The 23,354-nt window shown below is 53.5% G+C and carries 19 protein-coding genes and 2 pseudogenes; 11 read left to right on the forward strand and 10 right to left on the reverse strand.

Annotation, left to right across the window (positions count from 1 at the left end; genetic code table 11):
* The first annotated feature begins 30 nt into the window (after nt 1-30).
* From GSQ82_RS04180 to GSQ82_RS25550, 3 genes and pseudogenes are all read left to right on the forward strand, one after another.
* The gene (locus GSQ82_RS04180) at nt 31-1,413 is read left to right on the forward strand and encodes a multicopper oxidase family protein (protein WP_158790754.1); all 1,383 of its coding nucleotides are present in this window, start codon (nt 31-33) and stop codon (nt 1,411-1,413) included.
* Nucleotides 1,406-2,218, forward strand: coding sequence for a hypothetical protein (locus GSQ82_RS04185; RefSeq protein WP_158790755.1), 813 nt, complete (start codon nt 1,406-1,408; stop codon nt 2,216-2,218). The genes GSQ82_RS04180 and GSQ82_RS04185 overlap by 8 nt, the downstream gene beginning before the upstream one ends.
* A 493-nt stretch (nt 2,219-2,711) precedes the next feature.
* Nucleotides 2,712-2,837: pseudogene (locus tag GSQ82_RS25550) on the forward strand (hypothetical protein); the annotation flags it as partial.
* A gap of 172 nt (nt 2,838-3,009) precedes the next feature.
* Here the strand turns inward: GSQ82_RS25550 and GSQ82_RS24920 are convergent.
* Nucleotides 3,010-3,933, reverse strand: a complete 924-nt coding sequence (locus GSQ82_RS24920; protein ID WP_254061418.1) for a cupin — start codon at nt 3,931-3,933, stop codon at nt 3,010-3,012.
* Nucleotides 3,934-4,115: 182 nt separating this feature from the next.
* Here GSQ82_RS24920 and GSQ82_RS04200 point away from each other — a divergent pair, with 182 nt between their 5' ends.
* From GSQ82_RS04200 to GSQ82_RS25560, 4 genes are all read left to right on the forward strand, one after another.
* Nucleotides 4,116-4,985 (forward strand): helix-turn-helix transcriptional regulator, encoded by an 870-nt coding sequence (locus GSQ82_RS04200; protein WP_158790757.1) that lies wholly within the window; start codon nt 4,116-4,118, stop codon nt 4,983-4,985.
* 245 nt (nt 4,986-5,230) lie between these two features.
* The gene (locus tag GSQ82_RS04205) at nt 5,231-6,115 is read left to right on the forward strand and encodes an SDR family NAD(P)-dependent oxidoreductase (RefSeq protein WP_158790758.1); all 885 of its coding nucleotides are present in this window, start codon (nt 5,231-5,233) and stop codon (nt 6,113-6,115) included.
* A gap of 698 nt (nt 6,116-6,813) precedes the next feature.
* Nucleotides 6,814-7,125 (forward strand): ATP-binding protein, encoded by a 312-nt coding sequence (locus GSQ82_RS25555; protein WP_371417163.1) that lies wholly within the window; start codon nt 6,814-6,816, stop codon nt 7,123-7,125.
* Between the two features lie 75 nt (nt 7,126-7,200).
* Nucleotides 7,201-7,617: a LysR family transcriptional regulator gene (locus tag GSQ82_RS25560; RefSeq protein WP_371417164.1), complete on the forward strand. Its 417-nt coding sequence runs from the start codon at nt 7,201-7,203 to the stop codon at nt 7,615-7,617.
* Nucleotides 7,618-7,776: 159 nt separating this feature from the next.
* Here the strand turns inward: GSQ82_RS25560 and GSQ82_RS04225 are convergent.
* From GSQ82_RS04225 to GSQ82_RS04250, 6 genes and pseudogenes are all read right to left on the reverse strand, one after another.
* Nucleotides 7,777-8,217: pseudogene (locus GSQ82_RS04225) on the reverse strand (DNA-primase RepB domain-containing protein); the annotation flags it as partial.
* A gap of 91 nt (nt 8,218-8,308) precedes the next feature.
* Nucleotides 8,309-9,223: a helix-turn-helix domain-containing protein gene (locus GSQ82_RS04230; RefSeq protein ID WP_158790762.1), complete on the reverse strand. Its 915-nt coding sequence runs from the start codon at nt 9,221-9,223 to the stop codon at nt 8,309-8,311.
* A gap of 294 nt (nt 9,224-9,517) precedes the next feature.
* On the reverse strand, nt 9,518-10,840 hold the full coding sequence (locus tag GSQ82_RS04235) for an MFS transporter (RefSeq protein WP_158790763.1): 1,323 nt from the start codon (nt 10,838-10,840) through the stop codon (nt 9,518-9,520).
* Between the two features lie 28 nt (nt 10,841-10,868).
* Complete coding sequence (locus GSQ82_RS04240) at nt 10,869-11,855, reverse strand: alpha/beta fold hydrolase (RefSeq protein ID WP_158790764.1); 987 nt, start codon at nt 11,853-11,855, stop codon at nt 10,869-10,871.
* Between the two features lie 169 nt (nt 11,856-12,024).
* A complete protein-coding gene (locus GSQ82_RS04245) occupies nt 12,025-12,891 on the reverse strand; it encodes an alpha/beta fold hydrolase (protein WP_158790765.1) in 867 nt (288 codons plus the stop codon).
* Between the two features lie 156 nt (nt 12,892-13,047).
* The gene (locus GSQ82_RS04250; protein WP_158790766.1) at nt 13,048-13,869 is read right to left on the reverse strand and encodes a haloacid dehalogenase type II; all 822 of its coding nucleotides are present in this window, start codon (nt 13,867-13,869) and stop codon (nt 13,048-13,050) included.
* A gap of 220 nt (nt 13,870-14,089) precedes the next feature.
* Here GSQ82_RS04250 and GSQ82_RS04255 point away from each other — a divergent pair, with 220 nt between their 5' ends.
* Nucleotides 14,090-14,860, forward strand: coding sequence for an SDR family oxidoreductase (locus GSQ82_RS04255; RefSeq protein WP_158790767.1), 771 nt, complete (start codon nt 14,090-14,092; stop codon nt 14,858-14,860).
* 121 nt (nt 14,861-14,981) lie between these two features.
* Here GSQ82_RS04255 and GSQ82_RS04260 read toward each other — a convergent pair whose 3' ends face one another.
* Complete coding sequence (locus tag GSQ82_RS04260; protein WP_158790768.1) at nt 14,982-15,611, reverse strand: ABATE domain-containing protein; 630 nt, start codon at nt 15,609-15,611, stop codon at nt 14,982-14,984.
* 145 nt (nt 15,612-15,756) lie between these two features.
* Here GSQ82_RS04260 and GSQ82_RS04265 point away from each other — a divergent pair, with 145 nt between their 5' ends.
* The 3 genes from GSQ82_RS04265 to GSQ82_RS04275 all read left to right on the forward strand — a co-directional run bounded on the left by GSQ82_RS04265 (nt 15,757) and on the right by GSQ82_RS04275 (nt 18,754).
* Nucleotides 15,757-16,605: an alpha/beta fold hydrolase gene (locus GSQ82_RS04265; protein WP_158790769.1), complete on the forward strand. Its 849-nt coding sequence runs from the start codon at nt 15,757-15,759 to the stop codon at nt 16,603-16,605.
* A gap of 10 nt (nt 16,606-16,615) precedes the next feature.
* Nucleotides 16,616-17,359: an alpha/beta fold hydrolase gene (locus tag GSQ82_RS04270; RefSeq protein WP_254061419.1), complete on the forward strand. Its 744-nt coding sequence runs from the start codon at nt 16,616-16,618 to the stop codon at nt 17,357-17,359.
* Between the two features lie 96 nt (nt 17,360-17,455).
* Entirely contained in the window at nt 17,456-18,754 is a 1,299-nt protein-coding gene (locus tag GSQ82_RS04275; protein WP_216847012.1) for a CynX/NimT family MFS transporter, read from the forward strand.
* A 443-nt stretch (nt 18,755-19,197) separates the two neighbouring features.
* Here the strand turns inward: GSQ82_RS04275 and GSQ82_RS04280 are convergent, their stop codons facing one another.
* On the reverse strand, nt 19,198-19,473 hold the full coding sequence (locus GSQ82_RS04280; protein WP_158790770.1) for a type II toxin-antitoxin system Phd/YefM family antitoxin: 276 nt from the start codon (nt 19,471-19,473) through the stop codon (nt 19,198-19,200).
* A gap of 755 nt (nt 19,474-20,228) precedes the next feature.
* Nucleotides 20,229-23,330: a sensor histidine kinase gene (locus GSQ82_RS04285; protein WP_158790771.1), complete on the reverse strand. Its 3,102-nt coding sequence runs from the start codon at nt 23,328-23,330 to the stop codon at nt 20,229-20,231.
* Between the last annotated feature and the right edge of the window lie 24 nt (nt 23,331-23,354).

Genomic DNA, 23,354 nt, shown 5'->3' on the forward strand with positions numbered 1-23,354 from the left:
CATTGAACTGTATCGGAGCTACAAAGAACTATGAGCAATTCCGTGCCTCCCCCTGCACTGACACGCAGACGCTTCACTCAACTTTCTGGGATGGCGGTCGGATCACTCGCGCTGGCCGGCGCGGCCCGTGCGGCGGCGGCGGCGGACGTGACGCTTGAGATTGCGCCTTATACCCTGGAAGCATCGCCGAAACATCACATCCGGACAGCAGCTTACAACGGCCAGATTCCCGGTCCGTTGTTCCGGATGCGGGAGGGTGAGCCTCAGTCTGTCGAGATTCGGAACCTGACGAAAGATGCGGAGGTGGTTCACTGGCACGGCCTTTACTTGCCACCGGATATCGACGGAGCAATGGAGGAAGGCACACCAATGATTGCGCCGAGGGCCTCTACGCGTTACACGATGACGCCCAAGCCAGCAGGTTTCCGCTGGTATCACACGCATACGTTCGCGGGGAAGGATCTCACCAAGGCGCAGTACGGTGGACTGCACGGCTTCCTGCTGATCGAACCGCGTGACAACCCTGCTGCATACGATCGGGAGGTCTTCCTTGGACTCCATGACTGGAACGGCCAATTCCTAAGCAGCGACGACGGCTATATGAACCCGGTATACGACGTGGCAACGATCAACGGCAAGATGCTCGGCTCTGGAGATCCCGTCAAGGTCAAACAAGGCGAGCGCGTCATGATGCACATCCTCAACAGCAGCCCGACCGAGGTTCACTGGATTTCGTTCTCGGGGCATAGCTTCAAGGTGGTGGCGCTGGATGGAAATCCGGTAGCCCAGGCTCAGACCGTTTCCATGCTTCGGCTCGCCCCCGCGGAGCGCGTCTCTGCCATCGTAGAGATGAACAATCCCGGCGTATGGGTCCTGGGTGAAGTCCGCAAACACGTTCAAGCCAGCGGAATGGGTGTAGTCATCGAATACGCCAACTCTTCCGGCAAGCCGGTATGGACGCAGCCGGAGGATCTTGTATGGAACTATCGTCAGTTCGCAGGGGCAGGCGATGCCGCACAACATCAAGACGCAAAGACGATCGAGCTGATCTTTAACTCCAAATTCCAGGGGCACGGCAACGAAGAGCTCTGGCTGATCAACGGTCTGAGCTATCCCCAAAACTCCACACCCGCCAACTCCCCCAATCTGCAGACCGGACAGCGATACCGCCTGGTCATGAAGAACAAGAGCATGGATGACCATCCCATGCATCTACACCGGCATACGTTTGAGGTGCGCCGGATCGAGGACAGCCCTGAGATCGCCGGCATACGCAAGGATGTGGTGCTGGTGCAGGCCGGTGGAATCGTAGAGGTAGAGTTTGTGGCCGACAATCCCGGCAAGACACTCTTTCACTGTCACCAGCAAGATCACATGGACCGAGGATTCATGATGGTGTTCGGCTATGCGTAACTCAACGATCAGGCTGGCTATCAACACAGTCCTCGCAATCGCAGCCCTCTTGTGCGTGCGACCCGCTGTGGCACAAGGAAACTATGAGATCCAGGTTTACGGTGCGGACACCGTTGCACCGAAGACTCTGATGACGGAGTTGCACTCCAACTTCACCCCGGAAGGTCAGAAGAACTACATCGATGGCGTCATTCCGACCAATCATCAGGAGCATGAGACGCTCGAACTTACCGAAGGTATTACGAGCTGGTCGGAGATCGGCTTCTATGTTTTTACCAGCGAACAGGATGGCCACGGTGTGCAGTGGGTTGGCGATCACATACGTCCGCGCGTCCGCGCACCCGATAGCTGGCATCTTCCGGTAGGTCTCAGTCTATCTACCGAGATCGGCTATCAGCGCGCCGTCTATTCGCTGGACACATGGACGTGGGAGATCCGGCCGATCATTGATAAGACCGTGGGTCGGTGGTATTTCGCATTCAATCCGGCATTGGAACGCACCTTGCATGGACCCGATGTAAAACAAGGGCTGGGTTTTTCGCCGGGTGTGAAGGTGGGCTACGACTTCTCACGCGTCGTGAGCGGCGGCGTCGAATACTACGCCGATTATGGACGTCTCGGAGCGTTTGACTCATTGCACAACCAACAACAGCAAATATTTGTTGTCACCGACCTAAATACTTCGCCCAAATGGGAGATCAATATCGGAGTGGGAGTTGGACCTACCGCAGGGACAGACCACCTCATTGTAAAGGGCATCCTCGGTAGGCGCTTCGATTGGGGGCATCACTCCTCGATTGAGTAGCTCAGCGGCGCGTAAAAGGAGAAGGGCATGGCAGTTTCAGACGATAAGAGACTCCGGTCCGCATTGGAATCGAAATGGCAAGCGGAGATGAAGGTTTCCATACCTACGCGGCTCCCACAGAGGGCGAAGCTGTGGCTCGCCAAAATTGAATCTGGGCTGAAGTTAGGCAGCAATTTCTCTGATACAAACCATGTATGCTCCGTATGCTGAGATTGTTCATGGGCCTGATGGCCTGCAGTTTGTGTTCTCGCCGGGATTTACTGCTGGAGATTTGGCTTTGCGACACAGCTCACTGTCCTCCAGGCACGGCATCCCCGACCGAGGCTCGCTATAGAACCGAGTCTTTTGGGTGACGCTGCGGCGGTTCTAGTCGAGGTGGAAGCGCACGCTTGTCGTCGTCCAACCGGAGACAGTCGTTCGTTGGCATCGAGCCGGTTTCAAATTGTATTGGACGTGGCGCTCGCGGCATAAGGCTCGCCCAGGCCGGAAGTGCGTGAGCAGGGAGTTGCGCGAACTGATCCTCCGCATGGTTGTCGAAAACCCGACGTGGGGAGCGCCGCGTATTCATGGCGAGTTGAAGATGCTCGGCTTCGACATCTCAGAGCGAACAGTCTCGAGATGGATGCGAAAGGCTCCGAGGAACCCAGAACCGGCGAAACAGTGGAAAGCCTTCCTGAGCAATCACCGCGAAGCCATCGCCGCAATGGACTTCTTCACTGTCCCCACGCTCACCTTTGGTGTGCTATATGGCTTCTTTGTCATCACGCACAACCGGCGCCGCATCCTGCACTTCAATGTAACCAGGCACCCAACGAGTGAGTGGGTAGCGCAACAGTTGCGAGAGGCATTTCCATACGAGTCGGCCCCCAGACGTGCTCATGCCAGTAGCCCGCTGGTGTTACGAACCCAGCACCTTTCACCCAGTCCACTCGGATAGCATCTTTGATGGAACCATCCGCATTCAGTTCCGGTCCGATCAGGGTATATACGCCTGGCTTCGCTTCTACCGCAAAATCGAGTGCAACAGACTGATGACGGTGCGGAAGCTGCCGCGTCCCGGGAGGCACAATGCCGAACATAGACCAAAGAGTGTGCGTGATGGTTAACGTCTGGTCGAAGTTCTTGTTTGCCAACAGTACGCTCACACGACTGCGCTTGGCTGCGTTTGGGTCGTTTTTAGCCCTTTCCAACTCGGTCATAATTGTGGCACGAGTGTACAGCGTCGGCCGGAAGCGGCTTTTCGACTTCTCCACACCAAGATAGGCGAGCAGCGGCGAATCGTTAACCATGTAGAAGGCCGTATCAGCGTCAGCATGGTGCACCGCAGCCAAACCAGGCAACACGAAGATGTCACCTTCACTCCACTCGATGGTGCCCTTTTCAGTTTCGGTATGACCGTTGCCTTTGATTACGTAGAAGAACTCGCTGGTGGCATTGGGTGAAGTGGTGATCGACTCGTCAGCCTTGATGCGAACAAAACCCGCCAGAACGCTCGGGCCTGTGACAGGATATGGGGTCTTCAATTCTTTGCTTAGGTCGAGTGGAACGACGCGGGTCGCGCCGGAAGCATACAGTTCACTCGAGAATGTTCGGACCGGAATTCGTGGAGTCGCGCCGGAAGAGATCGGGTCGGCGGCTTTGCTGTACTCAAAGATCTCGGCATCCTGCGTGAGAGCAGTAGCCGGAATCACTTTTGCAGAAATTGTGGTATCCATGAGATTTCTCCTTTTACATGAGGCACAGCCGTTGGGTGTTTCTGCCAACCTCAGATATAGTCTGGCTTCAGCCGAGTGATTTTGTATCTTTGGTTCTTCCGGAACTTGTGGATTCTTTAGACTGGGATCATCCCTTGAGTAAGGAGAGGATCGAACGCGTGACACAGCCATCGCAGAAAAGAATGATCCTTGTAGGAGCGAATGAGCCGCTGCCTAAGGATCACTTTTGGTTTGATGGAAAAGGATTCAGCGTTTATGCGGCCAAACAGCCGCGCAGTACCTGGCAGGAGCACGTGCATGACTGCGTACAGGTGACCGTGGGGCTTGAGCCAGCGCATATGCATGCGGAGTGGCGTGCAACGGGAAAGCTCCGCCAAAGCAAGGAATTCATCGGGAACGCCGTTAGCGTGATCCCTGCGCGGGTCCCGCACAAGACACTCTGGCAACGGCGAGCAGCGTTGATTCACATCTATATCGGTGAAGAGTTTCTTCTGCGTCTCGCCTCCGATGTATTGCAGCAGGATTCCCTACAACTTCAGACCACCTATCTGGTACGAGATTTGCTGATTGAGGAACTCGCTCGTTCACTTTATATGGAATCAGAGGGAGGAAAGCTGAATGCTTCGGTGGCGAAGGCAGCGGTCACGACCCTCTGCGTGCGCCTCCTCCGCGCTTACAGCGTACGAAAAGGCGAGGCCGCTTATGCGACTGGAGGCTTAGGACCCACCCGTGAACGTCGCGTGCGAGAGTACATAGAAGCGGATATGGAGCGCGATCTTTCCATTCAGTCTCTTGCGGATGTAGTTGGATTGAGCCCACAACACTTTGCGGTCCTCTTCCGCGAATCAACCGGATTCACACCGCATCAATACGTCAATCACCGCCGCATCGCCTGCGCTCAGGAGCTTCTGAAGAAAGCTGATGTGCCGCTCATCGAGATATCGATGCAATGTGGCTTCTCCAGCCAAAGCCAGTTCATTACGACGTTTCGCAAGCTGGTAGGGATGACGCCGGGACGCTTCCGCTCATCACTCACCGCTTCTCAATCATAGGTCGCACTGCGCGGTCACGCTCTGTGCGTGTATTACAAGTACACCTGAAGAATCCAGAATTACCCGCTATTCGAGAAAGCTAAACGATTTCTGCGCGCCCAAACTGTTAATGGAAGACAGAGGAGGCGGTTAAGGAATCGAATGGAAAGCAAGAGCCAGCGAAGGCGATCGTATCGCGCAGGTTTTTTCTTGCAGCTGGATCAGCGCTGAGCGCCATTTCACTAATAGGAAACATGGAGGGACAGATGACACAGGCGCAGACAGATCCTTGGAGACACATTCTCAATGGCAGGGTAGCTGTAGTAACTGGAGCGGCACGCGGAATTGGGCGCGCAGCAGCCGTGGCCTTGGCCCATAGCGGAGCTCACGTTGTTGGAATCGACATTTGCGCCGTCGTCGATCCGCGTTCGGGAGTGGAGCCTGCCAATCGCGCCGAACTCGACCAGACCGGCGAACTGGTCAAGAGCGAAGGCGTCCAGTGGAAGAGCTTTGTGCTAGACCAGCGCGACCTTCCCGCACTGCGCGTAGCCGTAGAGAAGATCAACGCTGAGTTTGGCCACATTGACATCCTGTTTGCCAACGCTGGTATCCAGGCGTTCCGTCCCCTACTTCAGATGGAAGACCATGACTGGCACATCCAGATCGACGTCAATCTGACGGGCACAGCCAATGCGCTCCGTGCCTTTGCGCCGTATATGGTTCAACAGGAACACGGCCGGATCATCATGACGACATCAACCCAGGGAAGACACGGCACATTGAACGGTTCGGCTTATTCGGCTTCGAAGTGGGGCATCATCGGTTTGATGAAGTCTGCGGCGATGGAACTAGGGCCGCATGGCGTCACAGCGAATTGCCTTGTGCCTGGACTCATCGATACCCCTCTCACGCGTCATGAGGAACGATACGCACAAGCTCTGCAGGTGGCGGGACGCACGCCAACCGGCGACAAAGCCGTCGACGAAGAAGCGGCTCGTAAGGTGCTGCAGAGCAAATCAATTCTCGGTGTGCCGTGGATCGACCCAGCTGAGATGGCGCCGGTAGTCGTGTTCCTTGCCTCCGACGCAGCGCGAATGGTTTCAGGCGCAACCTACGACGTGACGGGAGGTGACAGTGCCAACAATGTCTAGCGGCAAGCACTAGCCGGAAATATAGTGTCTCTATAGCCATAGCCACCAGCGACTGTCACAAAAGAGATCTACTGCGCTTCCGAAGTAGGGTTAGGCCACCCCTGGCGATAGACGTGGCATTTCGCAATTGGGCTGTCCTAAGCAGCCTCGGCGCACCATCATTCAAGGTTTTTAGGGACTGGCAATCTCAAGTGGAGCAGGTCTGCGCCGATGGCGTGTGGTGCAGGGAAGCATGAATCGCGACCGCAGCAAAGTCCGTTGTTGAGGTATCTCATCAGGGGGCATTCCAGTTTAGGTCTCGAAGCTGCGCTCATCCAGGCTGAGAAGCTGGCGATTGCGAGCCGTCTGGCGGCGACTATTGCTCATGAAATCAACAACCCACTGGAGGCTATCACCAATCTTCTCTATCTCGCCTCGACCGGCGATGATGCAGCTGCCGCAAAATCATATGCGATCCAGGCGCTCGCGGAGGTAGGCCGCGTGTCCCACATCACGCAGCAGACGCTCAAGTTTTACCGCCAATCTACGCTCCATCTTCTGTGCAGGTCTCTGAGATCCTGGATTCTCTTCTGGTGCTCTACAACGGAAAGCTCCTTGCCAATAACATCTCAGTCCATCGCCAATATAGAGAAGGGCCGCCGATCCTGTGCCTGGCAGGAGACCCTCGTCAGATCTTTGCGAACATTATCTAGAACGCGATCGACGCGATGAAGTCGGGAGGTTCGCTAACCATGAGGGTAAGCGCATCGTTAGACTGGCGTAATCAAGAACGGCAGGGCGTACGTACCACAATTGCCGATTCCGGCACGGGAATGGATTCTGAAACGCTCCGCAAGATTTATGAGCCGTTCTTTACGACCAAGAACGAGACCGGCACTGGGCTTAGGATGTTGGTCTCTGCTCAACTTGTCGAACGACTGCAAGGTGATCTGCGGATATCAAGCACGACACGCCTTGGCAGGAGTGGCACAGCTTTCTCCCTGTTCTTACCCCTTGAACTATCGAAGTAGAGAATCGTCAACCGGTAAATGCCAGAGCTCTTGCAGAATGAACAATCGACGCCGATGAGCGAGCTTCTTCTGCTGATGCAGCTTTGCAAAGTAGTATTGCTCATAGGCAAAGCTCCTGACCTAAACGACGTCACTGCATTTGTCGCCGCAGCCAAGGTTGGAACTCTCAGTGGGGCGGCAAGAGATATGGGTCTCCCGACCTCGACGGTGAGCAGGGCTCTCACACGTCTTGAAGAACACGTTGGCGTACTCCTGATTCGACGGAATCAGCGAGGGCTGGTGCTTACGGATGCGAACAAGGAATACCTGACTTCATGCAGGCGTGCTTTGCGGCCTTGCCCGGAGGGTGTGCCGTCGCGACCACTCCCTCGGCGACTGGACAGAATCTGCGGAAGGGGACCCAGACTTGCTATGGGGACAGGAGTCCGCACCTCTGGCGCGAAGCGGATTCTGGGAAGGAGAGCGTGTGTCCGAAGGGCGGGGGTGTTTTGAGCGCGGCACGCTGAACGCAGATAGAAAGGCAAACCGGAAGGGAGCTGCCCTGTTCAACGGCTTTCCCTCATGGCGCAAGTAGCAAAGCCAGCTCAGAAAACTAGAAGTGTCACTCACAAAGCTGGAGGAAGAATGCAAAGGTGAATCGAAGCAGCGATGCTATCGCTCGGCCCATCTCCTCGCCTTGGCCATGGTTCTCTGGATGTAGGCAGCTCGCCTGGAAGGGCTGGGATCGCGAGAGAGGTAATCGTCTTCAAGGGTACGTTCGATCCGGTCTTCGGTCATGCCATTGTCATAAGCGGCGACGCAGAAGGCTATGTCTGCGGAGGCGGGCCGGTCCTGGTATTTGCTGGAGGTCCTGAAGCGTTCGAGAGATAGATTCGATAACCTCGGTCCCCATTGGGGAGAAAGAGAGGCATGAAGGCGTTGTGCTTCTCGCTCTTGTTCTCGCTCTTCATAGAGCCTCGTGATTTCCTGCGTGAAGGCCTCGGCTATGGGATACTGCTCGCCGCTGTGACTCTTGAGCCGAACGAATGGAAAGAGACCATCGGGTTTACGGTATTTGGGTTCGCAGTTGGTGAAACCCGGGAGCCGCCCGAACCGCCTCCAGTCTGCCGCGCTTGGATCGGCATCGTAGCGACCGGCAAGCGTCTGTGTGGCGCCTTGAAAATTGCAGTTCCATCAGAGGGTGCTAACGGAAACGCAGCCATACAGCAGGAGTTACGCCCGTGACTCGACGGAAGGACTTAGTAAAATGGCTTTGATCGGCGAACCCGGTCAAGGTGGAAACCACCGAGATCGGTCTTCGCTGTTGACTCATGAGTTCCTGCGCACGCTTGATGCGTGACTCAAGTATCCATCGGTGAGGAGGGGAACCGGTCGATATCTTGAATGACCTCGCAAATTGCGACGATGATAAGCCAACTAATGAGGCTAGGTCGCTCAATCGGATATCTTGAAACTGGTATTCCTGCATGTATTCAATGGTCCGGCGAAGCTGCCAACGCGTGAGTCCCGTTAGGATCGACTTCGATGTTCCTGATGATCTAAACACAGCCGCCAGGAGTGCAGTAGTGAGACTCTCACCATAGATTTGGTTGCCCTCAGGTAGGTCGTCACATTCTTCAGCAAGCAGCTGCGCGCATTTTGTTATTCGTTGGTTGTAGACAAGGATTACAGGTTCTCTCTTTTTCTTGAGATCCAGGTCCTCACCCAGCAAGGACTCGAGATGCATAAGATCAAATCGTATCCGAACGTCTCGGACCATTTCAATGCCGTCGGAATAACCCCATAGATCTTCGTTGGGAGGAACATACACGACATGCCCGGCGTCGTAACGATCTCTTGGAGTCGGGCGGTTTAGTTTTGATCGTGGCTCACAATATCCTCCCGCCTGCTCCAGCACAATCGCTACGGTAGCTTCGGCGTGTGCCAGGTTTTGCCATGCCGGCGCTGGATGCAGACGTTGCGTTATATGACGAACCGTAACACCATTCCAGACCGTCCCTTGTGATTCGACTCCGATCACGCCGTGGGGCGAACGTATCACCAACGGCGATAGCTCGCCTGCTTTTTCGTTCGAAAGTGCCGTATGTTGCAGATTCATAATTCGCAACACCCTTTTAGGAGGTGAAAACTGGCCTTTTAACGATCTCGCCAATCGTGATACTAATCACGCACTTGGCTGGTGCCAGCACGAAGTTCTTCTGAAACGAGTCGGGCTTATGTGGGACAAGGAAATTGCAATTTCTCAATGAGATTCCGACAGAGCCGGTGGGTGATGGTACGGTGGGCGAATTCCGATACTAGTTAAGATGCGGTGGCAAATTTATTGGTGTGCGATTGGCTAAATATATTTCCGGTCAACAATCACTCGACTCCAATCATCCGTCGATCCGACTCATGCCTCAAGAGTACGATCAGGGTTTATCGGCGCTGAACTGTGATTACCCTGAAGCTCAGAGCCCCTTTTTCTTAATCGCTCCAGGCTGACGATCAGCCCCAGAACACTCGCAACGGCAACATAGTGCGGAGCAGCCAGAGAGGTGAAGGTAGATAATGACGCGACTATCAGCGGTGCAACTCCGCCAAAGACCGCATAAGCAACGTTGTAACCAAGAGCAAAGCCGGTGAATCGAACGGGGGTTGGGAAGAGCTGAAGAATGACGATAGGCGTCAGCACAGTGCATCCAGCACCTAAGCCCGCGACAAAATACCAAACAGCGAGATGTTGCGTTCCATTACGCGCAGCAAAATATAGCGCGTAATTCGACAAAACGAAAAAGGGCACCGAAATAGCCGCGACCAGCCGCAGTCCGAAACGGTCGCTAGCCCAGCCAATGAAGACCGTGGCGAGGCACAGGGCAGCTGTGCCAAAGAGGCCGGCAATCTGTGCTGCTTTTGTCGGAACATGAAAAAGCTGATGGAGCAAAGAGGGAGTCATCAAGATTGTGACAACGATTCCCGCTGTAAGGCTCAATGTGGAGACAATCGACTTGGCCACTGCCCCGCGATGCGAAGTCAAGACCATCCTTAGCGGTTGAGTCTTTGCAGTTTCAATCTGTGCCCGCATCGCTAGAAAGACCGGAGTCTCTGGTAACCACCTCCTAAGCAATGCGGCTATAAATCCAAACACCCCACCAACAGCGAAAGGAGCCCTCCAAATGCCTTGCGACAGCTGCTCTGGCGTAAAAAATACACTCAAGCTAGTCGCGATCACAGAACCAAGCAATATCCCCAAGCTCAAACCGCCCGTTAGTACGCCTACAGCAAGGCCATACATGCCTTTCCTCGCGTGTTCTGAAACAAACACCCATGCCGCAGGAGCCTCACCCCCGATCGCCGCTCCCTGGAGCAAACGCAACAGTAGCAAAAGGAGCGGAGACACAAGACCCGCCTCGGCATAGGTTGGCAATAATGCAATGAGGAATGTGGGCGCCGCCATCATCAGGATGCTCAGCGTGAAGATCTTCTTACGCCCCTTGGTGTCACCGAAATGAGCCATCACGATACCGCCGAGTGGCCGCGCAAAGTAACCGGCTGCCAATAGAGCGTACGTTTGCAACTGGCGAGACCATGTAGGAATTCCTGGGGGAAAGAAGAGATTAGCTATGACTCCTGTGAAGAAAACGAAGATGACAAAGTCATAAAATTCGAGCGCGCCTCCTAATGACGCAAGCGTAAGCGTTCTCCAGAGTCTTAGAGTGCTCAATTCATTGTTCAAAGGGCACGTCTTTTCTTGGTGCTTCTGGTCACGCGGAAAGGAATTTTATGAGGAGCTCCGTTGTCTCAGCTGGGTTCTCTTCCGGGAAGAAATGTCCACCTTTGATAGATTGTCCCTGGACGTTGTCCGCCCACTTTCTCCAGATGCCAAGTGGGCCGCCTTGTTGCTCATAAAACGAATCGAGTGGGCCACCGATGGCCCAGAGATGAAGCATCGGGCTCTTGATCCTCCGTGAATCCTGCAAGTCTTTTTTATCGTGCTCAATATCAAGTGTGGCAGCCGCTCTGTACTCCTCGCAGATCGCATGCACGCGAGCCGGATCTCGGTAGGTTTCCGTGTATTCTGCTCGAACTTCTGGGCCGAAAGAGCCTTGGCCAAACGGATTGCCGAAGACCGCTCCCGGTGCACCTAAAAGGTAGGATTCGGGAAGAGGGGCCTTTTGCGACAACAGAACCCAAGGCCAATAAGTCATGGCAAACTTCGCGTCCGCGTGGCCCCACCCATCGGAAATCGGTATGACATCGAATACCGCGAGTCGATCAACTTTTTCAGGGTGGTCGAGCGCGAGACGGTAGGAAACTCGGCCACCACGATCATGTCCGATGACGGAAAACCGTGAGAACCCAAGGTGTGCCATAACGTCGACCAATTCATTTGCCATAGCACGCTTCGTATAGGGGTAGTGGTCCTCCGTGGAAGCGGGGACTCCGCTGCGGCCGTATCCACGAGGATCGACGCAGATGACGGTATAGTTCCTGGCAAGCAAGGGAGCCACATATCGCCACATAAGACTTGTTCTTGGAAAGCCATGCACCAGCAAAAGTGGAGGCCCCTGCCCATAACGCCTGATGAAGATGGTATTGTCTTTTGTCTTGATCTCAGTCGTCTCGAAATGATCGAGAGCTTCCGGTACGGCGCTCGTCTTCTGCCCCAAGGCGAACAAAGATTCTGGCGTCGATGAAAAGGCGCTAACAGTAGCAGCGGTGATGACTCCAATTACAGTTCGACGTTCCATTGCATCCTCCTATGGTTCTTTGTGAGATTAGGTGTGCACCGTTATTAGCAATAGAACCGGTGTTTTCAGCGATGACGAAGTATTCTTCACGTCTTGCGGCATCACAACGACTTTTACGAATTGCTTGGATCGACCGGCTCTTGCGGGGATCGCATTGATTCCCCGGAGATTAGACCTTGATTTCCGCGCCGAAAAACTCGCGAATCGCATCTGCAATTTCTTTGCTGTGCGTCTCCAGAGCGAAATGACCAGTATCCAGAAATCGAACTTCAACGTCAGATAGATCTCGACGAAACGCCTCGGCCCCAGCCGGAAGGTAATGAGGATCGTTCTCACCCCATACTGCCAACAGCGGTGGGTTGTAAGTTCGAAAGTATTCATGAAATGCCGGATACAGCGCGACATTCGATCCATAATCTTCGAAGAGATCCAACTGTGGCTCATGCGCCCCAGGGCGAGTCAAGTAGTAGCTGTCGAGACACGAGCCATCGGGAGAGACGAACGTTTCATCGGGAACGCCTTGGAGATATTGGCTTCTGATTGCTTCGGCCGAGAATGCGCTTCGCAGTGACTCCCGGTACTCATCGGTCGGCGATGCCCAATAGGACCGAAGAGACGACCAGCTATCGTTCAGCCCCTCCTCATAGGCATTGCCATTTTGAGAGATGATGAATTGGATGCTTTCCGGGTGCTTCAATGCCAGGCGAAAGCCAACAGGAGCCCCATAGTCAAACACGTACATCGAATACGAGCGCATGTGAATGGCATCGAGGAACCCGTCAATGATTCTGGCAAGGTTCTCGAACGAATACTTGAATGTCGTCGGAGAAGGCATGTCAGACTGGCCAAAGCCCGGCATATCCGGCGCAATCAAGTAGAATCTTTCCGAAAGAAGCGGTATGAGATCGCGAAACATATGACCTGCACTTGGAAATCCGTGAAGCAGCAACAGTGAAGGTGCTTTACTATCGCCTGCTTCGCGATATGCAATCCTGATCCCGTCGACCAAGATCGACCGATAGTTGACCGCGTACATTAACCTTCCTCCAGTGCTCTACTTGAAAGGTTCAGCACATCCAGCGCGCCGCGTATGAACTGGCAAGTTTCCGACGGCACCATAAGTAAGGACCGAAGGCCGTGCTGGCATAATCAATACGCCACAAGTAAATAAGCAATGCTCAGCCCGGAAATCTCAACGCCAGAGCGCAATCAACTGCCTCGCTACGCCTGGAAGATCGGAAGCAACGGCTTGCGGCTGCGGCAGTCCATGAACCGGCAACACAGCGTTGCCTGGCCGTGCCACCAAACCAGCCGAGAGGCCAACACTCTGAGCGCCCATGGTGTCCCATGTGTGAGCCGCAACTAAGCAGATGGCGGAAGGAGGAACGTCTAACAACTCCGCCACCATGTGATACGCCTGAGGAGCTGGTTTGAATCTGCGGACGGCATCGATACTGAATTGCCGCTCAATGAAATGAGAGAGACCTGCATGTTCGAGAGGGCTTCCCTTGGGATCGGGGGGCGAGTTTGTTAAAGTGATCAAGCGGAACCCTGCCTCCTTCAGCATTCGAAGCCCCTCAGCAGAATCTTTATGCGCTGTCATAGACAACATTCTGGTTCGCAGTTCCTCGACATCGCCAGCTCGCACAGGCACCTTGTAAATAGTGCCCAGCATCTCCAACACTCCCTGAGCTAAGGTAAAAAACGTCACGTAGAAGCCAGAGAGTGTGACGGCATCGGAATATAAGACGAGTTGGTTGAACCATTCCCTAACAACCCGACGATCGCCAAAGACACGTTCAAAGAGCGGGCCGATTGACTCGATGTCGATCAAAGTCTCATTGACATCGAAAACAATGATGGATGGTTTGGCGACTCTATTGTCAGGCTGGCCCACGACTGGCTGTGCCAAAAGCGTCGCGCCGTTGAACCCGATCGCCACTGTTCCGAGGGCCGCGCTTAAACCAGTCAATAGTTTGCGGCGTCCAAACGAGAAGCTGTTGTCAGTTGTCATGGTGTACCTCAAAGTGTCAGTGCTTGTGTAACCAGACTGAGCACATGAACAGAACTACTCCGCGCCTAAACAAAAGTCTAGCGAGTTACGGCCCTTCAACCCATATAGCCAGCGAATGAGACCAAGCATGCCGTTTTCGTACCACTGCAGCTGTCCGCTCGAATGTAGAAATATTCATGTGGATGCTTTGCCTAGTGGCGTCTTATAAAGGAGTAAAGCGATGGAGAAAACCGTTGCGATAGTAACCGGCGCAAGTCAAGGGATCGGTAGATCGACTGCTGTACGGCTAGCCAAAGATTTTTCCGTTGTTGTTTTAGCGGCACGCAATGGGGAGCTTCTCAATGAGGTCGCTGCCGAGGTAAGGGCTGTCGCGGCGGAGCCGTGGCCATGCAGTTTGGACCTGAGTGAAACTGGATCACCCAAACAATTGATCGACGGTACATTGGAGCGGTTCGGCAAGATCAATGCGATTTTGAATATTGCCGGAGCGGTTCCGCAAATCGACTTGTTTCAAATGTCCGATGACCAATGGATGAAAGGCACCGAATTGAAACTGCATGGGGCTCGCCGTCTTACACTTCATGCCTGGGAAGCGCTCAAAGCTTCAAAAGGTTCCGTCGTTTTCATTTCGGGGAGTGCAGCATTAGCCCCAAAGCCTGCGTCCGCTGCTGTCGCAACGATCAATGCGGCAATTATTGCGCTCGCGAAAGCATTTTCAGAGCAAGGAATCAAAGACGGTGTTCAGGTCAACAGTGTTGTTCCTGGAGCGGTCATGACTGGCCGACGTCGATCTTTCCTTGAGCATTGGGCTCTTAAGCAGAATCTATCTCTCGAGGAAGCGATGAAGCGCTTCCCAGAAGAGGCTGGAATCGAACGTTACGGTCAGCGAGAAGAAGTCGCTGGCTTGATGGCTTATCTGTTGTCTCCAGAGGCCCATTGGTTGACTGGAGCTTCGGTTCGGATGGACGGCGGCGAAATCAAGGGAGTCTAGACAGATTCAAATTTGCGAGTGCCTCGCACAAGAGATATCTCAGTTCGCTCATAGCTTTTCGGGGGCGGTGATGATCCGGTCTTTTCTAATCGATGAATCCGACATAGCCTCAAGCGAGTGCTCAACCCTGTCCCTTACGCACCCGACTTTGATAGGCGGCGACTTTGACTCTGTTTCCGCAGATGTTCATACTGCACCAGCGGCGCGAGCCTTTCTTACTTGTGTCGTGGAAGTGCAGGACACACGATTCGCACTTGCGGACGCGGGCGGCGTCTACGTTCGAAAACAAATCTGCCGCAGCAGCGGCGATGATTCCCCAGAGATTGTCCGCTCGTTGCAAATCAAAGACCTCTTCCTGTGTAAGGTGGGAGCCCTTCTTGCGAAGTGCAACAGTTCTTGGGTATTTCGTCAGAAGTTCATTCAATTCTGCGATGAATGCGTCAGACGGGAGCGATACCGCTTCGAATCGAGTAACCGCTGCTCGAAGGCGTTCTCGAAACGCGGTGAGATCTCGCACCAACCCATCGCCTTTATCGGAATCACTCCAGCGATGCACAATCGCTTTCTCTCTGCTACCGGTCACGATCCCTGATGCAAACAACCATCTCCCAAGCGCATCACCGTTGGTGAGCAACTCTTGAGGACCGTCATCCAATATGGGCTTGGTATTCAGAAAATCTAACGCAATGTGATTGGCAACGAATAAGAAGCCCTCGATCCAATCTGACTGTCCCTCCGACGCCCTCACCATGATGACCTCCGCTATAAACTGCTACAAGGAAAGAATAACACCTTTATTGAATCTTTTAACGGTGTTTCACAATCTCAATTCACGTAGCCGGTTGTGGTGGCAAGCGCATCCACAGCCCATAACAAATTCGATTCGAGGTTCCGAAATGACGACCTACAAGTATGCAACCGTACGCGACAGGAAGATGTTCTACCGTGAAGCCGGCCCTAAGGATGCAGATACCATCGTTCTTCTGCATGGGTTTCCAAGTTCCTCCCATATGTTCCGGGATCTAATTCCGCAACTGGCCGACAAGTACCACGTCATTGCGCCTGATTATGTTGGCTTCGGCTATAGCGACGCCCCGAGTACCAACGATTTCGCTTATACGTTTGATAATCTCGCCGCCTATACCGAAGAACTCCTTTTCAAAGTTCTGGGTCTAAAGAAATTTACCATTTACGTGCAGGACTACGGTGCGCCAGTGGGCTATCGTATCGCTTCAAAACACCAGGATGCAGTTCAAGGAATCGTGGTTCAAAACGGCAACGCATATGTCGAGGGGATTGGTGCAGCCTTTGATCCGATGAAGCCTTTTTGGGCCAATCGCAATGCAGAGACTGAAAAGCCTGTCCGCGCTCTCCTGACCAAAGAAACGACAATCTTTCAGTACACGCACGGGGTTAAGGATGCCTCTCACATTAGCCCGGATTCTTTCACCATGGATCAGCTCTTTCTCGATCGCCCAGGAAACGATGCCATTCAGCTCGACTTGCTCCACAATTACCAGTCAAACGTCGTGCTCTACGACACCTGGCATGGCTACTTCCGTAGCAAGCAGCCTCGCATGCTCATCGTTTGGGGGAAGAACGATCCCTTCTTTACGGTCGAAGGAGCACAAGCTTATCGGCGGGATCTCCCCGATGCAGAGTTACATCTCATCGAAACCGGCCATTTCGCTCTCGAAGACTCATGCGATTTCATCGCGCAGCGGATACGCGAATTCCTTGGCTGATCTCTAGCCTGTGGTGATTTCCCAGCAACAACAGTTCAGTTGTAACGAGGAATTAGCAATGAACTTACCTGAAGATGCAACGGTGGTTTTGGTCCACGGAGCGTGGGCCGACGGTTCAAGTTGGATGAATGTGATCCTTCCGCTCGAGAAACAAGGGCTGCGAGTAATCGCAGCTCCTATCCCTCTGACTTCTCTTAGCGACGATGCGGAGGCTTTGAGACGTGTCATAGCACGAACACAGGGGCCTGTAATTCTCGCGGGGCACGCTTATGCAGGCGCTGTCATCGCTACAGCAAATGATGACCGAGTGAAAGCATTGGTTTACATCGCAGCACTCGCCCCTGACGAAGGCGAGACAGTTGCTCAGGTGTTTTATCGGGATGAACCACATCCCCAGGCACCTAAATTGGCTCCTGACACTGACGGCCTCATATGGATGCCTGAGGATGGCTTCAGGAATGCATTTGCACATCTAGCCTCCGCCGATCAAGTGGCTTTGTCTAAGGCTGTCCAAAGACCAATTGCAGTGACGTGTATTCAAGAACCCGCTCCGGCACCGGCGTGGAGATCCAAGCCGTCGTGGTTTTTGATTGCTGAGCAAGATCGCATGATTAACCCAAAGACGCAACACTTCATGGCGGAGCGAATGAAGGCTACAACGCGAGCTCTCGAGGTCGATCACGCGCCGCTGGTAACAGCACCGGAAAGTGTGGTCGCGATCATCCTTGAGGCGGCAGCTTCGGTTCTCGTCTAGGAGGTGTGCCGGTTCATAGTTGCTATGGATCGGCTCCGCTACCGCCCGGTTCACCGAGCGTCACGGTGGCATATCGGGCCATGGAAAGGAATTGCGATGGATTGCATACAGGAAAAGCCGGAATCCGTGACTTTACATCAGTCACCGCTGTCGCCGGCGCCAGAGAACTTGGCAGCGCATAATCGCCACTCAGGATCCCTGCCGAAGTGGATGGCGGCTGCCGCAGTCGTAATCGTTGCGGTCGATCTTCGACCGGGTATCGTCTCGATCGGTCCGGCCTTGGCATCGATTAGGCAAGAGTTCGGCCTGTCGCACACCGGCGCTTCGCTCTTGACTGCTGTTCCTGATCTCCTGATGGGAGCATTAGCCTTGCCAACCCCGTGGCTTTCGCGACGGTTTGGGAGAGATCAGGTTCTTCTGACCGCTCTGATCATACTGTGCCTTGCAACTGCGGGAAGGGCCTTCGCGAACACCCAGGCCCAACTGCTCTTTGCAACCGAGGGCGTTGGGGTCGGTATCGCTGTGGCTGGAACCTTGATCGCCGGTTTTATAAAAGCGAACTTTGCTGGGCATGCAGCAATAATGATGGGAGTCTACGCAACTGCATTGTCTGCGGGCAGTACAATTTCTGCCGCAATGACAGGTTGGATGGCGACGCTCACACCAAGCGGGTGGCGCTTCGCGACGGGAGTCTGGAGTCTCCTGGGGGTCAGCGCAGTGGCCATTTGGCTGGTCGTCACGATTCGCGAGAGAGGATTGAAGTCTGCACAGCAACCAAGTGTTAGGAAGGCTCATTTACCGTTGAGAAACAAGACGGCCTGGCTAATCGCCGCGTTTTTTGCACTGAACAATTTCTTGTTTTACGCCCTCATCGCGTGGATAGCGCCAATGTCGCGAGAATCGGGGGCGTCCTCGACGGTTGCGGGACTTTTGCTGGCAAGCTTCACCGCAGCCTTTACGTTAGGGAACCCGGTTTTTGGCTTTGTGAGCAAATCGCACGACCGTCGTATTTGGCTAGCAGTCTGCACGTTATTAGCTGCAAGCGGCCTCATCGGAATAATCGTATTGCCGCAAATAACGCTCTTTTTCTGGCTTCCTCTGGCAGCCTTTGGTCTGGCTGGAGGATTTACCCTTGGCATGACGCTACCCCTCGACAACACTCACAGCGTCGAGGAATCGAACGTATGGACCGCTTTCACCCTAACCTTCGGCTATTTGGTAGCCGCTGCCGGACCCATTCTCGTGGGTGCGATACGCGATACAACTGGGAGTTTTGAAATTCCCTATAAGCTGCTGGCGGCAGTAGCGACTCTAATGCTGGCCCTTACTCCTCTATTAGGACCGCACAACACAGAGCTTTCGTCCGAATTGCAAATCGGCGATGTTGCTCGTTAAGTGCGCGGACTGCGGAATTGCCGCTTTCTACACGTCTTCCTTGAGCCAACCGCTTCTATCGGATCAAGGACAGCTTGGCAATTTGGCACTAGAACGTTGCCGTTGAAGCACATCGGAAATCTCAGTCGTGTTGCGCAGTGTCGTTTTGCTCCGTCGGTATCGGTTCGTCTGGCAAGAGCCGAACGATCCATGGGAAGAGGATTGGCTTCGGCGATACGACCACAGAGACGGCTTTATTCAGCATTGCACACCATTCTGACATACGACTTGGCTGTTGCTTCCGTGTTGCGATTCGTGCGACACACAAGAACCCTAGCTGTCGTTGAATGTCTCTTCACAGGCACACAGATATAGGACTTGCTGCAGGGCTTGGAATGGAATGGGATGGAATCACTCGAGTGTGGCACTCACCAGTGTGCTGGTGTCGAGGATGATCCGTAGACTTATCGAGTTTCATGTACCAGTCGATTGACTTCCTCAACTGTCAATGAGGCTGCCTCGGGCGAGGCGTTCTTCCGTGCCTGTGCGCTCCAGGCCTCAAGCTCCGACACTGCGTTGCTACGCTGGCGCCTCGCATCGAGCAACTCGTTCATCTCCTGCGGAGACACAATGAAGGCCGTGGGACGGCCATGTCTGGTTATTGCGACGGGCTCTCGTTGTGCCGTATCCAGCAGTTGTCCGAATCGGTTTTGTGCTTCTACCGAGGTCATTATGATCATGGGCCTACTCCTTAAACTGGCTAGTCACTCGAATATAAGCCGTGATGGAGTCGAAGTCGGAAACGCAAGAATTGGGACAGGTAGGGAAATTTGCGTAGCTGCGATGTACGCTATTTGTACGTCGGCTAAACGCTATCTCTATGGTCACAGCTAAGTGCTTTATAATGTGACGGCTAGAGACGGGATTGAAACAGCGCCGCCGGCCTTTTATCGTAGCAATTCTATATATCTCTATATATTGTTGAATATAAATGGCTTATAAAAAACTAAGAGGTCTCCATCGAGTGACGCATCAGATCTATCCCCACGTAACTTATTGATTCTAAATGGTGGCCAGAGACGGGATCGAACCGCCGACGCCGGCCCTTTTCAGGGCTGCTTGGCAAAGTATCTAAGCCCCCTAGAATCAGCGTAAGTTGCTGAGCATGGGTAGCTTAGGGCGACGCGCATGTAGGATCACTTAGGACGAAATGGGATCATTTCTACCTTACGATGTTCGGATATTGTTCGGATTTACGTTTTCTTCGAGCGTCGGTATCGCTGTGGAGGATATTCTGATTCGAACCGCCGACCTCTTCCAATGCCTTACAGTAACGAGACGCAACTCATTGAAATCAGTTGGAACAGACCGCTCTCTGCACCACTGATTACACAGAAAAATGCTGTTGTTGGATCCTTATTGGACCCTAAAACAATCCAAACATTCACGTGTAATGGGCTGAGCTCTGAATCGGAGAGCAGGTTGCGCGAAGCGCTCAGGCCTCTGTGTCCCTGCCGTTGAACTGTTTGGTGGAACCATTCTTTGATCTTCGAAAGATAATGCCACCGGGGACTACAAGCGTAATCTCGGTTCCGGAACTCGCAGAGCTAACGAGCGTAAGAGTAGCGCCGATCCGAACAGCTCGTTCTCGCATCCCCTGTAGCCCGAAATGTCCTTCTTTGCCCAGTTCTGCCACAAGGTGGTCGATGCCGATGCCATTGTCCCGTATTCTCATCACGAGATCTCGGGAATAGGCGAGTTCGATTTCAAGTTGGCTGGCTCTCGAATGAATATCCGCGTTACGTATCGCCTCGTAAGCAATACGGTAGACCTCGTCTCGGACGATTGGGTGCATCTTCTGAGTGGGGCCTATTACAGAGAGCGTAACCCTCATCTTGCCTTTGACAAGGCAATCTTCCGACGCTCGCCGTAGGCTCTCGGCGAGATCATTTCCCGGTGTGGTTGAGGTTCGGAGCGAATTGAGAGCCGTTCTTAATTCACCCATGGATTGACCAAGCCACTGCGATAGTCGTTCCATGGCCCGCCGCATGTGGTCGGGGTCTGACGGCTGATCGAGTGCATCGTCCGCGACCATCTTACTGCCCTGAATCGTCTGGAGAAGAGTGTCATGAAGCTCTCGTGCCAGACGAGTGCGTTCTGACAAACGCTCATCAAAGCTGGCGCTCAGGGCTTTGGCAATCTGCCGCATTCGCAATCGGTATAGAGTTCCGAATGCCAGGATGATGGCCATAACGCTTAAAATTCGGAACCAATAGGTTTGGTACCACGCCGGCGCAATGCTGAAGTCCAGAGCGGCCCCCACATCGTTCCAAAGACCATCGTTATTGCATGCGATGACATGAAATCGGTACTTTCCCGGACCAATATCTTCGTAGAACGCTTGCCGTCGAGTCCCCGGATCTTCCCAATGGTCGTCTTTGCCCTCCAGCCTGTAGCGGAAGCGCACCTTTCTCGGCGCAGAAAAACTTAGCGCGGTGTAATCGATCTGCAGTTCACGGGTCAATGCAGGAAGATGTAGGTGCTCTTGAGGTCCATACCTCTTATGATCGGCAATGATTTCTTCGATCTGCACGGGTGGAGGCGTGTCATTTTTGTACAACTTCGCTGGGTCAACCATCTGGACAAGCGTTCCGTTGGTAAACCACAGCTGCCCATTTGGTGCTTCAGAAACCCTGGGCTGAGATGCTCCTCTTCCTGGACTTGCGCCGTCTGAGGAGTCCAAAACATCAATGGCTACTTTCCTGTTCGGTTGTTCCCACCAATTTTGCAGTTCGGCTTCGGCAATCCTCAGAAGCCCACACTGCGTGTAGAGCCAAAAGAACCCACGATTATCTTTGTGTACGGAGAAGATCCCAGAGCAAGGAAGGCCGTTCCGTGTATCGAGAAGGTTTAACCGGCCATCCTTCCACCGGAACAGACCGTTGCTGGTTGCAGCCCAGATTGAATTGCTTGAATCTACCAGCAGACCTTCAACGGTACTTTCCTTCTCCTCACGTGGCAACGAAATGATCTCTCGATGGCCGTCATGATAATGAGCCAACTGGCCCGTGCGAGAACCTATCCAAACGCCGGTATCTTGATCGGCAGCGACCCATCTTGGATAGGGGATATCGCTCAAAGATATCTCTTCGCGAACATTTTGGTTTGCGATTCGGAAAAGGTGGGGTTGACCAAACCCTGTAGCCAAAGCCCAAACACTGTGATCAACGTCTTCAGTGATGGCATTTATCCATGCTCTAGCTGCTAGAGCAGTACCATCTTTTTTCTTGACTTCAAGAAATTGTCCCTGGTCGTAAACGATCAGTTTGTCATCTACGCCAAGCCACAATCGACCGGTATGATCCTCAAATAAAGCTGTAATGTCATCTCCGGGCAGACCATTCCGGCGTGTGATCGCCGACATCTTCCCATCACGAAGAAGGCTCAGTGCCCCCTCTCCTCCAATCCACACAGTACCGTCACCGGAAGCGAGAACGGAACGGATGTCTGCAGAGGGCAGGCCCTCATGCAACGAGATACTTGCAACAGCAGTGTCCCTGAAGCGATCAACTCCTCCGTTTGTCGTCACCCATAAATTGCCTTCTCGATCTTGATAGAAACTGCTAACAGAGTCACCCGAAAGACCGTCTGCGCTCCGATAGTGATCAACGGTTCTGTCATGAACGCGGTAAAGCCCTTGGTTTTGCGTTCCGATCCATAGCGAACCGCTTCGGTCGAGGAACAGGCGCTGCGCCTTAATCGAAGACCCGTCGAATCCCGCGGTCACATATCCGCTCCATTTCCCATCGATGTAATGGAGTATTCCTAGATTTGGTCCTACTCGTTCCAATGCCACCCAAACCGAGCCGTCGGGACTAGCGGCAATATCCATCACTCCAGGATCTACATTTCTATCCTGACTCTTGTTTTGGAAATAGATTGTTGACGAGCCTGATCTCCAACGGCAAAGCACGTACGATCCAATCCACAAATATCCCGCACTGTCTTCAGATAAAGCGACCGCGTAACCCACTGGAATACCGTCTGCTTTTCCGTAACAGTGAAGCTCTTTTGCTGCGACGCGGCATAATGGCCCTTTTCCATCTGTCGCTGCATATCGAGTGACCCAGACAGTTCCCGCATGGTCCTCAATAATTTTGCTGATACCCGCGACTGTACTCGAATATCTTTGCAGTATTCCGTCTTTCAAGTTACTCAGGCCGGTTGCTGTTCCAATCCACAGGCTGCCGTCGCGAGCGGTCAGGAGTGAGGTGATCTTGTCTTGCGGTAAAGACGTACCTGTCGAAGTTGTCCCTGGCACGAATCGGACACCATCAAAGCGGACTAATTCCGTTTGCGTTCCTACCCAAAGGTATCCATCTTTTGTCTGAGTAATAACATTAGGACTTCCCGTGAACGATCCATCCTGCATCCGCCATACTGTGTGGGCGTATTGGGAGATGTGTCGATTGGGATCAAGGGCGAAGAGCGAACTGGTTGCAAAGAGCCACAGAACGCAGAGTTGGATCAATCGCCCATGATGCGGATTCATCATCCTATCAGATTTTTGCAGGCAGCGCTTTTCGAGTGTGCTCATGACCGACCCTAGCTGCTTCTCACC

The sequence above is a fragment of the Granulicella sp. L60 genome (assembly GCF_009765825.1).
Lineage (GTDB): Bacteria > Acidobacteriota > Terriglobia > Terriglobales > Acidobacteriaceae > Edaphobacter.

Excerpts from the sequence above, each read along its gene's own strand:
- GSQ82_RS04180 (WP_158790754.1), top strand. The coding sequence starts at position 31 with ATGAGCAATTCCGTGCCTCCCCCTGCACTGACACGCAGACGCTTCACT.
- GSQ82_RS04200 (WP_158790757.1), top strand. The coding sequence starts at position 4,116 with ATGATCCTTGTAGGAGCGAATGAGCCGCTGCCTAAGGATCACTTTTGG.
- GSQ82_RS25560 (WP_371417164.1), top strand. The coding sequence starts at position 7,201 with ATGCAGCTTTGCAAAGTAGTATTGCTCATAGGCAAAGCTCCTGACCTA.
- GSQ82_RS24920 (WP_254061418.1), bottom strand. The coding sequence starts at position 3,933 with ATGGATACCACAATTTCTGCAAAAGTGATTCCGGCTACTGCTCTCACG.
- GSQ82_RS04280 (WP_158790770.1), bottom strand. The coding sequence starts at position 19,473 with ATGATCATAATGACCTCGGTAGAAGCACAAAACCGATTCGGACAACTG.
- GSQ82_RS04240 (WP_158790764.1), bottom strand. The coding sequence starts at position 11,855 with ATGGAACGTCGAACTGTAATTGGAGTCATCACCGCTGCTACTGTTAGC.
- GSQ82_RS04265 (WP_158790769.1), top strand. The coding sequence starts at position 15,757 with ATGACGACCTACAAGTATGCAACCGTACGCGACAGGAAGATGTTCTAC.
- GSQ82_RS04230 (WP_158790762.1), bottom strand. The coding sequence starts at position 9,223 with ATGAATCTGCAACATACGGCACTTTCGAACGAAAAAGCAGGCGAGCTA.
- GSQ82_RS04275 (WP_216847012.1), top strand. The coding sequence starts at position 17,456 with ATGGATTGCATACAGGAAAAGCCGGAATCCGTGACTTTACATCAGTCA.
- GSQ82_RS04185 (WP_158790755.1), top strand. The coding sequence starts at position 1,406 with ATGCGTAACTCAACGATCAGGCTGGCTATCAACACAGTCCTCGCAATC.
- GSQ82_RS04205 (WP_158790758.1), top strand. The coding sequence starts at position 5,231 with ATGACACAGGCGCAGACAGATCCTTGGAGACACATTCTCAATGGCAGG.
- GSQ82_RS04245 (WP_158790765.1), bottom strand. The coding sequence starts at position 12,891 with ATGTACGCGGTCAACTATCGGTCGATCTTGGTCGACGGGATCAGGATT.
- GSQ82_RS04255 (WP_158790767.1), top strand. The coding sequence starts at position 14,090 with ATGGAGAAAACCGTTGCGATAGTAACCGGCGCAAGTCAAGGGATCGGT.
- GSQ82_RS04285 (WP_158790771.1), bottom strand. The coding sequence starts at position 23,330 with ATGAGCACACTCGAAAAGCGCTGCCTGCAAAAATCTGATAGGATGATG.
- GSQ82_RS04250 (WP_158790766.1), bottom strand. The coding sequence starts at position 13,869 with ATGACAACTGACAACAGCTTCTCGTTTGGACGCCGCAAACTATTGACT.
- GSQ82_RS04260 (WP_158790768.1), bottom strand. The coding sequence starts at position 15,611 with ATGGTGAGGGCGTCGGAGGGACAGTCAGATTGGATCGAGGGCTTCTTA.